The sequence below is a fragment of the Streptomyces typhae genome (genome assembly GCF_009755605.1).
In the GTDB taxonomy this organism is placed as follows: Bacteria; Actinomycetota; Actinomycetes; order Streptomycetales; family Streptomycetaceae; genus Streptomyces; species Streptomyces typhae.
On record NZ_WPNZ01000036.1, the window covers coordinates 38,554 to 55,463 of the forward strand.

Consider the following 16,910-nt stretch of genomic DNA (forward strand, 5'->3'; position numbering starts at 1 on the left):
CCCGGCGTGGTCGACAATGGGCGGGTGCTGGAGATGACGCGCGAGGAGTTCGAGGAACTGGTGGCCGAGGCGCTCGACCGGATTCCTCCGGAGCTGACGCGGCTCATGGACAACGTGGCGGTGTTCGTCGAGGACGAGCCGCCCAGCGACGATCCCGAGCTGCTGGGTCTCTACGAGGGCACCCCGCTCACCGACCGCGGCGAGTGGTACGCGGGCGTCCTGCCCGACCGCATCACCATCTACCGGGGGCCCACCCTGCGGATGTGCGAGTCCCGCGAGGACGTCGTCGCCGAGACGGAGATCACCGTCGTCCACGAGGTCGCCCACCACTTCGGCATCGACGACGACCGCCTGCACGCCCTGGGCTACGGCTGAGGCCGCCCCGCTCGCCGTGCGGTGGGGGTGCCGGTTCACGGCCGCACGGCGGCGCGGCCGCCCGCGTCCGTGTCCTCCTGCGGGGCCCGGGAGTTGGGCAGGGCGTCCCTTCCCCCAGCGCCCTCGGAGGTGCTCGGCCGTGCGCCAGTTGTACGAAACCGTCCGGTGGGCCGCGGCCGTGGTGGCCGTCGCGGCCACCACGGGCTGTATGAGCATCGGCGACGACGGGAGCGGCGCCCCCGTCCCCGCCCGCTCCGCCGGTGAACGGAGCGGGGACACCGTGCCGGACGGCGGATCCGTGCCCCCGGGCGGGGTCGGCGGGCCCGACGCCGAGGGCGGCCGCAAGGGCGAGGGCGGCAAGGACGGCAAGGACGGCAAGGGGGGCGGGAAGAAGCGCGCGAAGGGGACGGACGGCGGCGCAGGCACGAAGGCCGCCGCCGGACGCGGCAAGGACGCCGCCGTGGACGACGAGCCCCCGCGGGGCGACAGCGGCGACGGTTCGAGCGTGACCCCCAGCAGCGACGGCGGCCGCCCGACGCCCACCCGCACCCGACCGGGCCCGCGCCCGACCCGCAGCACGCCCCCGCCGGAGCCCTCGTCCCCCACGCCCACCCCCACCCAGGAGCCCACCTCCCCCGAGCCCTCCTCGTCCGCGCACGGCGGCATCGGGGAGCCCGCGGGGCGGGGGGAGCCCTCGCCGCAGGCCGGTCCTGCTTAGGTCGGTCCTGCTTGGGCCGGTCCCGCTTGGGTCGGTCCTGCTTGGGTCGGTCCCGCGTAAGCCGGTCCCGCTTGGGCCGGTCCCGCCCAGGCCGGCAGGGGGTGCACAGCCCCGATATGGTGGGCGTTTGCCATATGGGGTGGGGGGTGCGTATGGTGGTAGATCGTTTGATCCCATTTGCCCGGCGCCGCCAAAGAGAGCGCCGCGTGGCGCGTACTCTCCCTTGCCGTGGCTGACCGCATAGAGGCGGTCCATCGCGAAATCACGGAGTTGTGGGCGCGTGCCGAGACTCCGGAAGGTTTCGCATTTCGCATGTCCATTTCCAGTTTTGACGTTCAGGCTGCCCAGGTCCAGGACGAGACCCAGATCATCACCGAGTCCGTCGCGGTCGAGACCGAGGCCCAGGGCGTCGACGCCCCCGCCGCCGACGTGGCGGTGGCCTCCGCCGAGGTGACCGAAGGACCCGTCGACGTGACCGCGGTGTCCGCCGACGCGCCCGAGGAGTCCGCCGACGCGCCCGAGGGGTCCGCCGGAACCGAGGACGACGGCATCACCTTCGGCGACCTCGGTCTGCCCGACGGCGTCGTCCGCAAGCTCGCGCGCAACGGCGTGCACACCCCCTTCCCGATCCAGGCCGCGACCATCCCGGACGCCCTGGCCGGCAAGGACATCCTCGGCCGCGGCCGCACCGGCTCCGGCAAGACGCTCTCCTTCGGTCTGCCGACCCTGGCGCGCCTCGCCGACGGCCACACCGAGAAGAAGAAGCCCCGCGCGGTCATCCTGACCCCGACCCGCGAGCTGGCGATGCAGGTCGCCGACGCCCTCCAGCCCTACGGCGACGTCCTCGGCCTGAAGATGAAGGTCGTCTGCGGCGGTACGTCCATGGGCAACCAGATCTACGCCCTGGAGCGCGGCGTCGACATCCTCGTCGCCACCCCGGGCCGCCTGCGCGACATCATCAACCGCGGCGCCTGCTCCCTGGAGAACGTCGAGGTCGCCGTCCTCGACGAGGCCGACCAGATGTCCGACCTGGGCTTCCTGCCCGAGGTCACCGAGCTGCTCGACCAAGTACCGGCCGGCGGCCAGCGCATGCTGTTCTCGGCCACCATGGAGAACGAGATCTCCACGCTGGTCAAGCGCTACCTGCACAACCCGGTGACGCACGAGGTCGACAGCGCCCAGGGCAACGTCACGACCATGACGCACCACATCCTGATCGTGAAGCCGCGCGACAAGGCGCCCGTCACGGCCGCCATCGCCGCCCGCAAGGGCCGCACGATCATCTTCGTCCGCACCCAGCTGGGCGCCGACCGCATCGCCGAGCAGCTCCGCGACGCCGGTGTGAAGGCCGACGCCCTGCACGGCGGCATGACGCAGGGCGCGCGCACCCGCACCCTCGCCGACTTCAAGGACGGTTACGTCAACGCGCTCGTCGCGACCGACGTCGCCGCCCGCGGCATCCACGTCGACGGCATCGACCTGGTCCTGAACGTGGACCCGGCCGGCGACCACAAGGACTACCTGCACCGCTCCGGCCGTACGGCCCGCGCGGGCCGCAGCGGCACGGTCGTGTCCCTGTCGCTCCCGCACCAGCGCCGCCAGATCTTCCGCCTCATGGAGGACGCCGGCGTCGACGCCTCGCGCCACATCATCAACGGCGGCGGCTCCTTCGACCCGGAGGTCGCCGAGATCACCGGCGCCCGCTCCATGACCGAGGTGCAGGCCGACTCCGCGGGCAACGCCGCGACCCAGGCCGAGCGTGAGGTCCGTGACCTCACCAAGGAACTGGAGCGCGCGCAGCGCCGCGCCGCCGAGCTGCGCGAGGAGGCCGACCGGCTGACCGCCCGCGCCGCCCGTGAGCGCGGCGAGGACCCGGTGGCCGCGGTCACCGAGGCCGCCGCCGCGACCGAGGCCTCCGCCGAGGCCGTGGCCGAGCCCGCTGCGGCGTCGGTTCCCGAGCAGTCCGCGCCCGAGCGTCCGTCGGCCCGCGAGGACCGTCCGTCGTACGAGCAGCGCCGTCCGGCCCGTGACGAGCGCGGCAACTACGAGCGCGAGCGTCGCCCGTTCAACCGCGACGACCGGGGTGACCGCGGTGGCGACCGTGGCGGTGACCGTGGTGGCTTCCGCCGTGACGACCGCCGTGACGACCGGGGTGGCCGTTCCTTCGAGCGCCGTGACGACCGTGGCGGCTTCAACCGCGACCGTCGTGACGACCGCGGTGGCTTCAACCGTGACGACCGTCGTCCGTTCAACCGCGACGACCGCGGTGGCGACCGTGGCGGGTTCCGCCGTGACGACCGCCGTGACGACCGGGGTGGCCGTTCCTTCGAGCGCCGTGACGACCGCGGCGGCTTCAACCGCGACCGTGGCGGTGACCGTGGCGGCTTCCGCCGTGACGACCGCCGTGACGACCGCGGTGGCTTCAACCGCGACCGCGGTGGCGACCGTGGCGGCTTCCGCCGTGACGACCGCCCGTCCGGCCACCGGGGCAGCGACCGCCCGTTCAACCGCGACCGCCGCGACGACCGCCCCTCGGGCGGCCACCGCTCCGGCGGCCACGACCGCCCGTCCTACAACCGCGGCTCCGGCTCCGGCACCGGCTCCTTCGGCCGCCGCGACGAGAAGCCGCGCTGGAAGCGCAACGGCTGATCCGCCGATCCGCACCAGCGAGTGAAGGCCCGTACGACGCCCGCGTCGTACGGGCCTTCCCGTACCCCGGCCCGGCCCGCGACCCCCCAGTAGCCGATACCCGATCGGAAGCCGAGGCCCGTCCGGCTATGCTCATGGGTGCGCCGACGTCCTGTCGGCGAGGACCGTTAGCTCAATTGGCAGAGCAGTGGACTTTTAATCCATTGGTTGTGGGTTCGAGTCCCACACGGTCTACGGCTCAGGCCCAGGTCAGCGAGTACGCGACCTGGGCCTGCCAGTCCAGCCCGCTCCTGGACACGCTCGTCCGTATCGCCGACGCCCTCGGCGTCCCCTTCGCCGACCTCGTTAGCTGACCTTCATATGTTGGGGCTGGCCTCGCGCCGGGCGGCCAGGTAGGCGTTGCGCAGCGCGGTGGGGTTGGAGAGGGCGAGGGGCAGGCGGGGCGGGATGATCCACGTGCGGGACGACGGCGTGAGCGGTACCTGCTGTGCGGGGTCCGGTACGGCCAGCTTGTCGCCCCGGCTGAGTGCCACCGTGGCGGGTGCCTTCCAGATCGCGGCGCCGCCGGGTGGCACGAGGACGTAGAAGTAGGACGACCCCTGTAGTGAGGCGCCCACGCTGTGCCGGGCCCTGTGCAAGCAGTTCAGGGTGGGCCAGCCCAAGTGCTTGGGTAGCTGGATGGCGTCCCAGAGGCGGCCCACGGGGATCGGGGCGAGGGTGCCGTTGTACCACGCGGCGGTGACGACGTCGAGGTCGGCGCCGGCCGGGAGCAGCCAGTCCAGGTCCGCGCGGGCGATGCGGATCACCGCGTGTCTCCCGTGCGCTCCCGGAGGGCTCGGGTGGCGGCGCCCTGGGCGTCCCTCCAGGCCCGGCGCAGGCGGGCCCCGGTCGGGCAGTAGTCCGTGCGCTGGCAGGGCGGGCAGTAGTTCAGGTGTCCTGTGTACGTCGCGTAGACCCGCGTCGCTGTCGCGTTCAGCTCCGCGGTGGTGGCGCTCACGACTCGACTGCCAGGGCCAGGAGGGCGGCGAGGTCTGCGGGGTCGCACAGGTCGTCGCGGTGCTGTGGGGGTACGGTCCAGGTGACGGGTGAGGCCTGGTGGTGGCTGCGGGGTACGGCGACGAATGTGCCGCTGGTGAGGCGGGCGCCGGGGCCGTCCCAGGTGGCGCCGGGTGCTACGAGGACGTAGTAGCAGTCGGTGCGGGTGTCGCGGACGACGGGCCCGTGCATGTGCGCACGCAGGGCGACGTCGACGGTCGCTGTGTCGCTGCTTCCGACGGCTGTGTGGACGCGTGGGGCAGGGATGCGGAGTGCGTCGAAGCGGATTCCGAGGGGGAGGATCGTGACGCCGTGACGCGCCCACTCGGGGCGCCGCAGGGCGGGGTGGGCTTGGGTGAGCCAGTCCCGGATCGCGGCGTGGTCCGCGTCCTGCTCCCGTGCGCTGCTTTCCTCGCCGGTCCGGGGGCTCGTAGTGTCGGCCATGTCGACTCCATCTCAGTCGGCCATGCCCCGGGGCTGTTCGCGCGGCCGCCGGGGCGCTTTGTTGCCGACTGTCCTGGGAGCACCCGTCAGCCTTCGTCCCCCGCGCGGGTATCCCCATGATGGGTAGAGCTTTCCTGGATACGCCGCCGCTGGCTGCGACCGCACGGAAGAGTGCAGCGCATGACCGGATACACGCCGCCGACAGCCCTCCCGGCATGGCTCGTGGGTGACAGCGAGCTGCGCGCCGCAGCCGCCCGCCACGACTTCGGGACCGTGTTCCGTCTGGCCCGGAAGCGTGCAGGGATCAGCTACTCGCAGATCGCGGCCGAGTGCGATATCAAGCCCGACCGCGTCGGGACCCTGGCGCGAGGCCGGGGCGAGGTGGCAACCTTCGAAAAGATCGCTCAGATTTGCGATGCGCTGCGCATCCCTGGGCGCCTGGTGGGTCTGGCCGAACGGCCGTGGGAGACGGGGCCGCACGCCTCGGTAGGGGCGGAGGTGGGCGAGGAGTTGCTTCGCCGTCACTTTCTCGGGGTCGCCGGGCTCGCCGCCACCATGCCGGCCTTCCTGGCCCGCCCGTCCGGCAGGATCGGTCCCGCCAAGGTCACCTGCCTGCGCGAGCGCACCGCGCGACTGCGTCGCCTCGACGAAGTCCTCGGCGGCGGCGACACGTACAGGGTGTATACGGCCGAGTACCAGGCCACGAAGAAGCTGCTTCGTGATGCGACCTACGACGAGGCCACCGGCCGCGCGCTGCTGTCCGTCCTCGCGGAACAGGCGCAGCAGGCCGGATGGGCGGCGTTCGACGGCGGACGTGAGGCGGACGCGACGAGCCTGTACGAGGCGAGCCGGGTGGCCGCGCTCGACGCGGGCGCCCCGGCACTGGTGGGCAACGCGCTCGCGTTCCTCGCGTACCAGCGGCTCGGCGGAGACCGGCGGGCAGGCGCCGAGATCGCGAGCCGGTCCACGGACACCATTGACGGCCGCACGCCCGCCAGCGTGCGCGCGCTGTTGCACGAGCGGCGGGCATGGGCGTGTGCTGTCGCCGACCTGGCGACCGAAGCAGAGCGGTCCCTGGTCGCAGCCCACGAAGCGCTGGCCGAGGCCGACGGGCAGCCGCAGCCGCAGCCGGACTGGGCGACGTGGGTGGACAGCACCGAACTGGACATCATGACGGGCCGGTGCTGGGCAGAGCTGCGCCGTCCGCTGCGGGCGGTGCCCGTGCTGGAGCAGGCCCTGGCCCGGTACGACGACAGCCACGCACGGGACAAGGCCTTGTACTCCTCGTGGCTCGCGCAGGCCTACCTCACAGCGGGCGAGGCAGAGCAGGCAGCAGTCGTGACCAGCCGTGCGCTGGCTCTGTCGGACGGAGTGGCGTCGGTGCGGCCAAGGCGTCGGCTGGAGCCGGTCCTGGCAGAGCTGTCAGCGGCCCGGTACCGGGCGTTGCCCGCGGTCGTCGAAGTGCTGGAGCAGGCCCGCTTCTAGTCGGCGGCGGTGCACGAACGGATCCACTCCAGGCAGGCGTCCGGGGCGGCCACGATCGGCAGCGCGCAGACCTCCGGGTTCTGCCACGGGTGGTTGTCCACCAGGTGCTTCTCGAGCTGCGGGTACCGGTCGGTGGTGGTCTTGAGGAGCAGCTGCCATTCCTCGCCGGTGCCGAACTCTCCGTTGTGCCAGAACACGGAGGTGACGGGGCCGATGATCTGGGCACCTGCGGCGAGCCGGTCGCGCACGGCGGTGCGCGCCAACTCGACGGCCTGGTCACGGTTCTCGGTGGCGGTGGATACCTGCACGCAGTCAGCCATGCGGCGAGGGTATCGGCGTTCGGACATGGCGAAAGCGGCCCCGCTCTCCCGGAGGAGGGCGGGGCCGCGGTGGTCAGACGCCGGTCCGGGCGGCGTGGGCGACGAACCAGCCGCCGCTGCCCAGGACGGATCCGCCGGCTGCGATGAGTGCCGCCCATTCCCCGATGTTCATGCGGACCTGCCTCTCCGGGGCAGTCTCGGCGCGCGGGGGACCGAGTGCTCGGGGACGCCGGCCGCCCACACGAGTACCCCGACGTGCGAGGTGGAGTACCAGATGGCGACGAAGCCGCCACGGGAGTAGCCGCCGGTGATCACGGCGACCGCTGCATGGCGACGGTGTTGATCGTGCCGTCGGTGGTGAAGGTCGCCCGGGTCCACTTCGGTGGGCTCGGGCGCTGCCGCGTTCTCCGGCTCGTGCGTGAGCGACGCGTGAGCGGACGGGGCCTGCCAGGCGCTATGGCCGCTCACTTTCCGGAACGGCTTCATCTCCGCGAGTCGCGAGTCGGGAGGGGTCTGCGGCGGCGTTCGAGGCCGTCCACGGCGCCATGTTTCTTGCCGATGGCAGCAAGGTACCCGCGCACCGGGTGGTCATCAGATCCAAGCCGTCCACCTCTAGGCTTTGAGGTGCAGCAATGGGAAATTCTCCGGAAGCCACCGAGCAGCCCCGCGGGAGCGACACCCAGAAACTGCTGCGGAACGCCCGCGAGGCCATCGAACGCAGCCGCCGTCTAATGAGCCAGAGCCGACGACGCATCGGTACCAGCCAGCACCACGTGCGCGTAAGCCGCCGACGGCTGCATACCCACTCGCCCCGCACCGGGTAGCCGGGCGACGTCGCGATGCTCGGCGGGACGGGAGGCTTGAGCCGGGGACCTGCCCGCCCGCACTCCTTCACCGTCGGCCTCGCCCGAGACCTCGATGCCGTCGATCGCGAAGTCGTCGGTCCGGTGGAACCACAGGTCCGGGAGGAGCGCGTCAGCCACGGCCGTTTCAAGCGTCGCCGACAGCCATGAGTGACTCCCACGGAAGATGACCGAGATTGCTCATGTCAGGGGACACGCAGCATGCCCCGACGTGGCTACGCTGGGCCGCGTCCCGTGAGTCGTCCCCGCCCTTGGAGTCGGCCACAGCGACGGCTCGGACGGGCAAACGCGAATCGAGGCCCCCGGAGCTATCCGTCATCGGGCACACCATGGCTCCCTGCAGCCAGCCCCACTTCGGCGCGCCTCTCAGCGCGTTTGTTCACGGGCCCTGATCCCGCTCGTCCACATCTGCCCGGGAGGCGTCGGAACGGACTTTCCGTGTCTGTCACGCCTCGTGACGTCCTTGCCGCCCAGAGCGTGCTCGATCTGGCCTCGCGCACGGACGGTTTCGACATCCTGGAACTGCTGCACGATCTGACGACGCACACGGTCAGCCTGCTGGGCGTGCGCTCGGCAGGGGTCACCATCCTCGACGAGGCCGGAGAGGTGGACTACCTCACCGCCTCCGACGAAACCTGCAGCCGCCCGGAAGAAGACCAGATCGAACTCGGCGAGGGCCCCTGCCTGGACAGCACCCGCACCTGGCAACGCAATGGCCCCCGTTCTGTTGAACGCCGCCCACCCCAGCCGCAGGCTCTGGCCCCTTCTCACCCGCCGCGCGCTGAGCGCGGGCATCACCAGCGTCGCCGCCGTGCCCCTGCGTACCCCGCGGCATCTGCTCGGCGCCCTCAACCTGATGAGTGCTGGAGGACGCGTTCCGACGCGCGAGAGCTTGCGCTTGGCCCAGGCGCTGGCCGATGCTGCCGGGGTCTGCCTGCACCACCGTCGGGCGCTGCTGACCAAGGACGAGATCATCGGCCAACTGGAGTCAGCCCTGGGATCCCGCATCGTGATCGAACAGGCCAAGGGCGCACTCGCCTCCCGACTCGGAGTCGACGTGGACGAGGCATTCGCCCGGCTGCGCAACCACGCCCGCTCCCGGCAGCAGAAACTCACCGAACCGGCCGCGGAGGTGGCACGAGGGGTCACCCCGGCCGACCTCATCACGGCACGCTGACATGCGCCGCGACGCAGGGGACGACGCTTCGGGCGGCGCCCACCACCTCACGACGGCCCGGATGCCTTCCCGTCCCGCCTCCACCACGCCGTGCGCAAAGGGCACACTCCGGACGCCGCTCTGGCTCCCGGCGCCGCCCGCCTGCTCGGCCTGGACGCCCTCACCCTGAACGTGCGTGTCAGTGACGCGCACCTCGAACTGCTGTGGTGCGACCCGGCGAAGGGGCCCATGGTGGACATGAGCGAGCGGCGGCAGCAGTTCGGTGTGTACCTGGCCGGCCTGCGCCGGGCCCGGGGGGAAGCGGGCAGCTGCTGCGCGACTGAGCCCGGCCGGGGAACCGATTCGCTATTCGCGTCCGGCATGCCGTACTGTTGGGTTCACCGACGCGGGGTGGAGCAGCTCGGTAGCTCGCTGGGCTCATAACCCAGAGGTCGCAGGTTCAAATCCTGTCCCCGCTACTGAAAACGAAGGCCCGGAATCGTTCATTCGATTCCGGGCCTTCGGCATGTGCGATCCTGTCGCTTCTCCCGTCACCCCGCCTGTCGCTCCAGCGGCTTTCAGCTGATCGTGCCGACGTTTCGCGCCGTTGTCGGCGGCGGGCTTTGCCCTCGGTCGTGTGCCATGCGTAGCGTTGTGGTCACTATGAGTCGGGTGCGGTACGTGCTGTCAGTGGTGCTGCTGACCATCTGTGCACTGTTCGCCGGTGTGTGCCACGGGCCGCACGGGCTCGCCGCCACGAGCCCCGTCGCCGCCGCCGCACCCGCGCACCACGTCTGCCCGGGGCCCGCGCACGGCGAGCACGCCGGTTCCGCGCACGCCGCCGCGCTCGCCGCGCAGCCCGCGGACCGGGAGCGCCCCGAAGGCGCGGGCGCCACCTCCCCGGCGGCGCGCGGCTCCGACGACCTCGCGGCTGCCGCCTCCGGCCCGGGAGCCGGCGCCGCGTCCCGGGACGGGCCCCCGTGCCCCGCTTCGGGCCAACAGCTCCTCGTCGCCATCGGAGTGGATCGGAACTGAGGGGGCCTCGGAGCCCCCAGGGGGCTCCCCTCGCCACCCCCCCATCCACGTACCGAAGCACCGAAGGACACAACCCCCATGATCGGAAAGCTTCAGCCTGCGGCGGCGGCCGTGGGCAACACACCCGTGCTCTGGATCGACGAGCCCACCCCCGACGGCGGCCGCGGCTACTGGGCCAAGCTCGAAGGCTTCAACTTCGGCGGCATCAAGGACCGCGTCGCCCTCCACCTCGTAGAGCGTGCCCGCGCCCGGGGCGAGCTGCGGCCCGGCGCACCCGTCGTCGAGTCGACGTCCGGCACCCTCGGGCTCGGCCTCGCCCTCGCCGGGGTGCACTACGGCCACCCCGTGCACATCGTCACCGACCCCGGGCTCGAACCCCTCGTGGAGCGGATGCTGACCGCCCACGGAGCCCGCGTCCACCGCGTACGCGAACCCGGCGCCGTCGGCGGCTGGCAGCAGGCCCGGGTCGACCGGGTGGCCGCTCTGCTGAAGAGGCCCGAGTTCGCCGGCGCCTGGTGCCCGAACCAGTACCACAATCCCGACAATCCGGATGCGTACGGTGCGCTTGCCGGGGAGCTCGTACGGCAGATCGGGCAGTTCGACGTACTCGTGTGCGCCGTCGGCACCGGCGGGCACTCCGCCGGGATCGCGCGGACGCTGCGCGCCGGCGCCCTGCCCGGACTCGAACTGGTCGGCGTCGACAGCGTCGCCTCGACCATCTTCGGGCTGCCCGCGGGGCCCCGGCTGATGCGCGGGCTCGGCTCGTCGATCCATCCGCGCAACGTCGACCACGCCGCCTTCGACGAGGTCCACTGGGTGGGCCCGGCCGAGGCGGTGCGCAGCGCCCGGCGGCTCGCGGCGCGGCAGTTCGCCACGGGCGGGTGGAGCGTCGGCGCCGTCGCGCTCGTCGCGGGCTGGCTGGCCCGCACCCGGCCGCGCGGCACGCGGATCGCCGCGGTCTTCCCCGACGGTCCGCAGCGGTACTTCGACACCGTCTTCAATGATGAGTACTGCCACGAGCGAGGGTTGCTCGGCGGCTCCGGTTCCGGTTCTGGGTCTGGTGCCGGTTTTGGTTCTGGTTCCGTTGTCGTGCCGGACGAGCCGCAGGAGGTCTCCGGGCCCGGTGACGGGATCGTCGAGTGGAGCCGGTGGCGGGCCGAGCGGCGCGGGCGGTCCGCCGCGGCGGCCGGGCAGGCGGCTGCGGTGGCCGGGCAGGCGGCTGCCGCTGGGCAGGGCGGAGTTCCCGCCGGGGCAGGTGCCCAGTGAGGCCCGCCGGGTCCGTGGGCGGCGGCCGGGGCGGCATACGGGAGCGGGTGCGGGCCTTCGAGCCCGCCGTGCAACTGCTCTTCGTCAACCAGTTCAGCATCAACCTCGGCTTCTACATGCTGATGCCGTACCTCGCGGCCCATCTCTCCGGGGAGCTCGGGCTCGCCGCCTGGGCCGTGGGCCTGGTGCTCGGCGTGCGGAACCTCTCCCAGCAGGGGATGTTCCTGGTCGGCGGGGCGCTCGCCGACCGGCTCGGGTACAAGCCGATGATCGTGGCCGGCTGCGCCCTGCGCACCGCGGGCTTCGGCGCGCTCGCCTTCGCGCAGACGCTGCCGGTGCTCATCGCGGCGTCGGCGGCGACCGGGCTCGCGGGGGCGCTGTTCAACCCGGCGGTACGGGCGTACGTCGCCGCGGAGGCGGGCACGCCGGAACGGCGGGTGGAGGCGTTCGCGCTGTTCAACGTCTTCTACCAGACCGGCATCCTGCTCGGACCGCTCGTCGGACTCGCCCTGACCGGCGTGGACTTCGCGCTGACCTGCGCGGTGGCGGCGGTGCTCTTCGCCGTGCTCTCGGTGGTGCAGGTGCTGCGGCTTCCGGTGCGACGGGGGGAGACGGGCTCCGATGACGGCTCCGGCTCCGGCTCCGGCTCCGGCGCCGGGCGCGGGCAGTGGCGGGCCGTGCTCGGCAACCGGCCGTTCTGGCTGTTCGCGCTCGCCATGACCGGGTCGTACGTCCTGTCCTTCCAGGTGTATCTCGCGCTGCCGCTGGAGGTGGAGCGGCTGCTCGGCGAGGGGACTGCGACGACCGTCGCGACCGGTGCGCTCTTCGTCGTCTCCGGGCTCGTCGCGCTCCTCGGCCAGCTGCGGATCACCGACTGGTGCAGGCGTACGTGGACGCGGGAGCAGTGCCTGGTGGCCGGGCTCGGCCTGATGGGCGCGGCGTTCCTGCCGCCCGCGCTCGGCGGGCCCGGGTACGCGGGGGTGACCGCGCTGCTGCTGTGCGCGGCGGCGCTCGCCGCCGCGAACGCCGTGCTCTACCCGTTCGAGATGGACACCGTCGTCTCGCTCGCCCGCGAGCGGTGGGTGGCCACGCACTACGGCCTGTACAACACGGTGTGCGGCATCGGGATCACCGCGGGGAACCTCGGCATGGGCGCCCTGCTCGACCTGGGCGAGAGCCGGGGGGTGCCCGCGGTGCCGTGGCTGGTGCTCGCCGTCCTCGGCGCGGGCTGCGCCCTCGCGCTGCGCTCGCTGGGGCGGTCCGGACGGCTCACCGCGCCCGTACCGGCGCTCGGAGGTGAGACCGCCTGACGTGTACGCGCCCGGGGCGCGCGCAGGACCCGTCCGCGCGGTCCGCGCCCCCGGGCGCCAATCACCGCTAACCCACTCGGCCCACATCAGGTCGCCTCCCGGCGCCGCTGCGGGAAGCCTGGGTGGGCCGAGGCGGCACGGGTTGCGGTGAGAGCGGAGCGGTGGTGGTTGCTGTGCGTGGTGGGGGGCCGAGTGGTGCGCGCGGCGATGGGGGCGGGTGTGACGACCGTGGTCGGTCCGGTGGCCGGGATGTGTCTGGTGGGCGGGATGTGTCTGGTGGCCGGGATGTGTCTGGTGGGCGGGATCGGTCCGGTGACCGGGATGTGTCTGGTGGGCGGGATCGCTCTGCCGGGCAGGATCAGTCCGGCGGGCGGGACCGATCCGGCGGGCGGGACTCGTCCGACGAGCGGGACTCGTCCGCCGCGCGGGGCCCGGACGGTGGCCGCCAGGGCCCATGCGGTGGCCGGGGCCCGGACGGCGGCCGGGGAGTGCGTGCGCGGGGGAGTTCGGGGGCCGGGCGTGGGCCCGGTGGGGTGCGGAACGTGCCGCGGGAGCGGGCCCTCGTCCGGGTCCTTCCGCCGCTGCTCCTCCTCGTCGGCATCGTCTTCGACGCCCTCACCCCGCCCGAGTTCACCGCGTCCCCGCTGTTCGCCGCCGCCCCGCTGATCACCGCCCCGTTCTTCCGGCTGCGCACCACCGTCGCGGTCGCGGCGGTCTCCTGCGCGGCCGTGCTCGGCCTGCGGCTCCGCGGCGGCAGCACCGGCGCCGACGTCGAGGTGGTCACCGAGTTCCTGACCATGCTGACCGTCGGCATCCTGGCCGTCGTCATCAACCGCGTCGTGCGCCGCGGCGACGCCCGCCTCGCCTCCGCCCGCTCCATCGCCGAGACCGCCCAGCGCGCGGTGCTCCCGCAGCCCGACCCGCGCATCGGCGGCCTCGACATCGCCGCGCGCTACGAAGCCGCCCAGGCCGACGCCTTCATCGGCGGGGACCTGTACGCGGTGCAGGACACCCCGCACGGCGTCCGGGTCATCGTCGGCGACGTACGCGGCAAGGGCATGGGCGCCGTCGCCGCCGTCGCCGTGGTGATCGGCGCCTTCCGGGAGGCCGCCGAGCAGGAGTCGACGCTGGAGGCGGTGGCGCAGCGACTGGAGCGGGCGCTCGCCAGGGAGGGGATGCGGCGGGACGGGCTCGACGCCTTCGAGGGGTTCACCACGGCCGTCCTCGCGGAGATCCCCCGGGGCGGCGAGGGCATCGTACGGATCATCAACCGGGGCCACCCGGAGCCCCTGGTCCTGCGTGCCGACGGGCGGCTGTGCGTGCTCACCCCGGCCGAGCCCGCGCTCCCGCTCGGCATGGGCGAGCTCGGCACCTGGCCGGACCGCGCGGACCGGATCGAGTTCCCGCCCGGGGCCACCCTGCTGCTCTACACGGACGGGCTCTCGGAGGCCAGGAACGCGGACGGGGAGTTCTTCGACCCCGCCGTCCGGCTCGGGGGCCGGATCTTCCACGGCCCGAGCGGCCCCGACGCGCTCCTCACCGCTCTCGTGGACGACGTCCGCCGGCATACCGGGGACGGCGCCACGGACGACATGGCCCTGCTCGCCGTACGCCGCCCCGTCACAGCCGGTGACTGAACGGCGGCCCTCCGCATAACAACTGACACAACATCAGCAATGAGGGGGCGTGCGGAGCGCTGCTGTGTGTCATGAAAGCCGCTCAACTCGCCCCAGTCGCACCGCAGATGTCCCTTGTGTTCGTGGCGTAAGCGTTAACGATCAGTCGGAACGGCTTGGAATACCGACCCGCTGTCTATTAACGTTCGATAACGCAGCGCGGTCGTCCCAGTCGACACTCCAGTCGGCTCCGTGCGCACACGCCTAATCCCGCAAGGGAGCCGGGGAACCACCATCATGGGGTGAATCGGACACGATCCGTCGTGCCCGTAGGAGACCTTCCTGCTCCGAACCCGTCAGCTAACCCGGTAGGCGAGAAGGAAGGAAAGGAGTGCGCCCCAGTGGCGTCCAACCGGCCTGCCCCCGAAGCGCTCTACGTACCGAACGACGAACCCGGTGAAGGCCCCGAAGGCCCGATGGGATTCGGCGGGTACGCCCCTCAGGAGCCGTGGGAGGAGTGGAACCCCACCGCCGAGTCCGTCCGCCCCGTGCGCGGCCGGCACCGGGTCCACAAGAAGGGCGGCGGCGGCCTCGCGCGCAGCTCGACCGTCCTCGGTGTCGGCGTCATCGCGGCCGTGGGCGCGGGCGGCATCGCCACCGCGCAGGGCGGCAAGCCGCCGGTCTCCATAGCCATGCCGGACATGTCGGCGGTCACCGACTCGCTGCCCGACGCGAAATCCCTGCCGGGCGTGGGCGCCTTCATGTCGGACGACGCCCCCGAGGAGCCCACCGCCGTCGCGGCCGCAGCGCCGCTCAGCTCCGCGGGCGTCAGCGCCGCCGACGCCGAGCAGGGCACCACCGGCGCCGGTGAGGCACTGCGGGCCCGCATCATGCAGCAGGCCGAGAACCAGCAGCAGCAGGCGGACGACGCCGTGCGCAGAGCGGCCGAGGACGCGGCGGTGCGGAAGGCCGCCGAAGAGGCGCAGGCCCAGCAGGCCGAGGCGAAGGCGGAGGCCAAGGCCAAGGCGGCCGAGGAGAAGCGCAGGAAGGAAGCGGCCGAGCGGAAGAAGGCCGAGGCCGAGCGCCTGGCCAAGCTCGCCAGGAGCTACACGCTGCCCACCTCCTCGTACACCCTCACCTCGCACTTCGGCGACGCCGGCTCCATGTGGTCCTCCGGCCAGCACACCGGTCTGGACTTCGCTGCTCCCACGGGTACCCCGCTCAAGGCCGTGCACACCGGCACCGTCAAGGAGGCCGGCTGGGCGGGCGCGTACGGCTACCGCACCATCCTCGAACTCGACGACGGCACCGAGATCTGGTACTGCCACCAGTCCTCGCTGAGCGTCAGCGCCGGCCAGAAGGTCTCCACCGGCGACGTCATCGGCCGCGTCGGCGCCACCGGCAACGTCACGGGCCCGCACCTCCACATGGAGGTCCACACGAGCGGCGGCGCCAACATCGACCCGCTCGGCTGGCTCCAGGGCAAGGGCCTCAACCCGTAACACCCAAGGCTCCGGCGGTCCTGGCGACAACCCCCCGACGCCAGGGCCGCCGGTCTCCCCTGCCCGCCACGACGCGCACGGGAGCCCCAGCCGTCACACAGCCGAAAGACATCTTCCAGCTGCCGGAATTCCCTCCTCCGTGCGGATGTTGAGTTCCCCATGACCACTCTGCGCCCACTGGGCTCCTCCGACCTCGAAGTCTTCCCGCTCGCCCTCGGCGGCAACGTCTTCGGCTGGACCGCCGACGAGCAGCAGTCCTTCGCGGTCCTCGACGCCTACACCGCGGCGGGCGGCAACTTCGTGGACACTGCCGACGTGTACTCGGCGTGGGCGCCGGGCAACGACGGCGGCGTGTCCGAGGCCGTCATCGGCCGGTGGCTCGCCGCGCGCGGCAACCGCTCCGACGTGCTGATCGCCACCAAGGTCGGCGCCCACCCCGACTACAAGGGTCTCGCGGCGAGCACCATCAAGTCCGCCGCCGAGGAGTCGCTGCGCCGCCTCGGCACCGACTACATCGACCTGTACTACACGCACTACGACGATCCGTCCGTACCCGTCGAGGAGTTCCTCACCGCCCTCGACGAACTGGTGCGGTCCGGCAAGGTACGCGCGATCGCCGCGTCCAACATCACCGCCGAACGCCTCCAGGAGTCCCTCGACTTCTCCGACCGCGAGGGCCTCGTGCGGTACGTGGCGCTCCAGCCGCACTACAACCTCGTCTCCCGCGACACCTACGAGGGCCCGCTCCAGGAGGTCGCGTCCCGCTCCGGGCTCGCCGCCGTGCCCTACTACTCGCTCGCCAAGGGCTTCCTGACGGGCAAGTACCGCCCGGGGGCCAAGGTCGACAGCGTCCGCGCCCAGGGAGCGGGCGAGTATCTGGAGACCGACCGCGGGCAGCGCGTCCTCGCCGTCCTGGACGAGATCGCCGCCGACCGCGGCGCTGCCCACGCGACGGTGGCCCTCGCCTGGCTCGCCGCCCAGCCGACGGTGGCCGCGCCGCTCGCCTCCGCCCGCTCCGTCGAGCAGCTTCCCGCGCTGCTCGCGGTGGGCGACCTGGAGCTGACGCAGGACGAGGTGGCCCGGCTGACCGCCGCCTCGGCCTGATCACGACCTGCTTCCCGGCCCGATCGCGGCTG

General features: G+C 72.6%; 15 protein-coding genes, 2 tRNA genes and 1 riboswitch. Of the genes, 13 read left to right on the forward strand and 4 right to left on the reverse strand.

Translation table 11 applies throughout. The features are described 5' to 3' along the window. The first annotated feature begins 24 nt into the window (after window positions 1-24). The 4 genes from GPA10_RS39605 to GPA10_RS39620 all read left to right on the forward strand — a co-directional run bounded on the left by GPA10_RS39605 (window position 25) and on the right by GPA10_RS39620 (window position 3,976). Entirely contained in the window at window positions 25-375 is a 351-nt protein-coding gene (locus GPA10_RS39605) for a metallopeptidase family protein (protein WP_058849882.1), read from the forward strand. 139 nt (window positions 376-514) lie between these two features. Beyond that, window positions 515-1,093: a hypothetical protein gene (locus GPA10_RS39610; RefSeq protein WP_343041833.1), complete on the forward strand. Its 579-nt coding sequence runs from the start codon at window positions 515-517 to the stop codon at window positions 1,091-1,093. Between the two features lie 312 nt (window positions 1,094-1,405). Further along, complete coding sequence (locus GPA10_RS39615) at window positions 1,406-3,742, forward strand: DEAD/DEAH box helicase (RefSeq protein ID WP_157169643.1); 2,337 nt, start codon at window positions 1,406-1,408, stop codon at window positions 3,740-3,742. Between the two features lie 161 nt (window positions 3,743-3,903). Next, a tRNA-Lys gene (locus GPA10_RS39620) sits at window positions 3,904-3,976 on the forward strand. Between the two features lie 122 nt (window positions 3,977-4,098). On the opposite strand, the gene GPA10_RS39625 is transcribed toward GPA10_RS39620, so the two are convergent. The 3 genes from GPA10_RS39625 to GPA10_RS39635 are packed head-to-tail and all read right to left on the reverse strand — an operon-like array spanning window position 4,099 to window position 5,221. Further along, window positions 4,099-4,548: a hypothetical protein gene (locus tag GPA10_RS39625; protein WP_157169644.1), complete on the reverse strand. Its 450-nt coding sequence runs from the start codon at window positions 4,546-4,548 to the stop codon at window positions 4,099-4,101. Beyond that, window positions 4,545-4,739, reverse strand: coding sequence for a hypothetical protein (locus tag GPA10_RS39630; RefSeq protein WP_157169645.1), 195 nt, complete (start codon window positions 4,737-4,739; stop codon window positions 4,545-4,547). The genes GPA10_RS39625 and GPA10_RS39630 overlap by 4 nt, the downstream gene beginning before the upstream one ends. Continuing rightward, a complete protein-coding gene (locus tag GPA10_RS39635; protein ID WP_246260577.1) occupies window positions 4,736-5,221 on the reverse strand; it encodes a hypothetical protein in 486 nt (161 codons plus the stop codon). Before GPA10_RS39635 ends, GPA10_RS39630 begins: the two co-directional genes overlap by 4 nt. A 180-nt stretch (window positions 5,222-5,401) precedes the next feature. Here GPA10_RS39635 and GPA10_RS39640 point away from each other — a divergent pair, with 180 nt between their 5' ends. Further along, window positions 5,402-6,706, forward strand: coding sequence for a helix-turn-helix domain-containing protein (locus tag GPA10_RS39640; RefSeq protein ID WP_157169646.1), 1,305 nt, complete (start codon window positions 5,402-5,404; stop codon window positions 6,704-6,706). Here GPA10_RS39640 and cutA read toward each other — a convergent pair. After that, a complete protein-coding gene (cutA, locus tag GPA10_RS39645) occupies window positions 6,703-7,026 on the reverse strand; it encodes a divalent-cation tolerance protein CutA (protein WP_157169647.1) in 324 nt (107 codons plus the stop codon). The genes GPA10_RS39640 and cutA overlap by 4 nt on opposite strands. 1,575 nt (window positions 7,027-8,601) lie before the next feature. Here cutA and GPA10_RS43210 point away from each other — a divergent pair. From GPA10_RS43210 to GPA10_RS39690, 8 genes are all read left to right on the forward strand, one after another. Then, window positions 8,602-9,066, forward strand: coding sequence for an ANTAR domain-containing protein (locus tag GPA10_RS43210; protein ID WP_246260579.1), 465 nt, complete (start codon window positions 8,602-8,604; stop codon window positions 9,064-9,066). A gap of 384 nt (window positions 9,067-9,450) precedes the next feature. Then, window positions 9,451-9,524, forward strand: a tRNA-Met gene (locus GPA10_RS39660). A gap of 193 nt (window positions 9,525-9,717) precedes the next feature. Continuing rightward, entirely contained in the window at window positions 9,718-10,080 is a 363-nt protein-coding gene (locus GPA10_RS39665) for a hypothetical protein (RefSeq protein WP_157169649.1), read from the forward strand. A gap of 78 nt (window positions 10,081-10,158) precedes the next feature. Continuing rightward, window positions 10,159-11,346, forward strand: a complete 1,188-nt coding sequence (locus GPA10_RS39670; RefSeq protein ID WP_246260580.1) for a PLP-dependent cysteine synthase family protein — start codon at window positions 10,159-10,161, stop codon at window positions 11,344-11,346. Continuing rightward, window positions 11,343-12,656 (forward strand): MFS transporter, encoded by a 1,314-nt coding sequence (locus tag GPA10_RS39675; protein ID WP_343041834.1) that lies wholly within the window; start codon window positions 11,343-11,345, stop codon window positions 12,654-12,656. Before GPA10_RS39670 ends, GPA10_RS39675 begins: the two co-directional genes overlap by 4 nt. A gap of 542 nt (window positions 12,657-13,198) precedes the next feature. Next, entirely contained in the window at window positions 13,199-14,293 is a 1,095-nt protein-coding gene (locus tag GPA10_RS39680) for a PP2C family protein-serine/threonine phosphatase (RefSeq protein WP_343041835.1), read from the forward strand. 230 nt (window positions 14,294-14,523) lie between these two features. Continuing rightward, window positions 14,524-14,662, forward strand: a riboswitch (cyclic di-AMP (ydaO/yuaA leader). An 11-nt stretch (window positions 14,663-14,673) separates the two neighbouring features. Next, window positions 14,674-15,774, forward strand: a complete 1,101-nt coding sequence (locus GPA10_RS39685; protein ID WP_343041836.1) for a M23 family metallopeptidase — start codon at window positions 14,674-14,676, stop codon at window positions 15,772-15,774. A 159-nt stretch (window positions 15,775-15,933) separates the two neighbouring features. Then, the gene (locus tag GPA10_RS39690) at window positions 15,934-16,878 is read left to right on the forward strand and encodes an aldo/keto reductase (protein ID WP_058849873.1); all 945 of its coding nucleotides are present in this window, start codon (window positions 15,934-15,936) and stop codon (window positions 16,876-16,878) included. The last annotated feature ends 32 nt before the right edge of the window (window positions 16,879-16,910 follow it).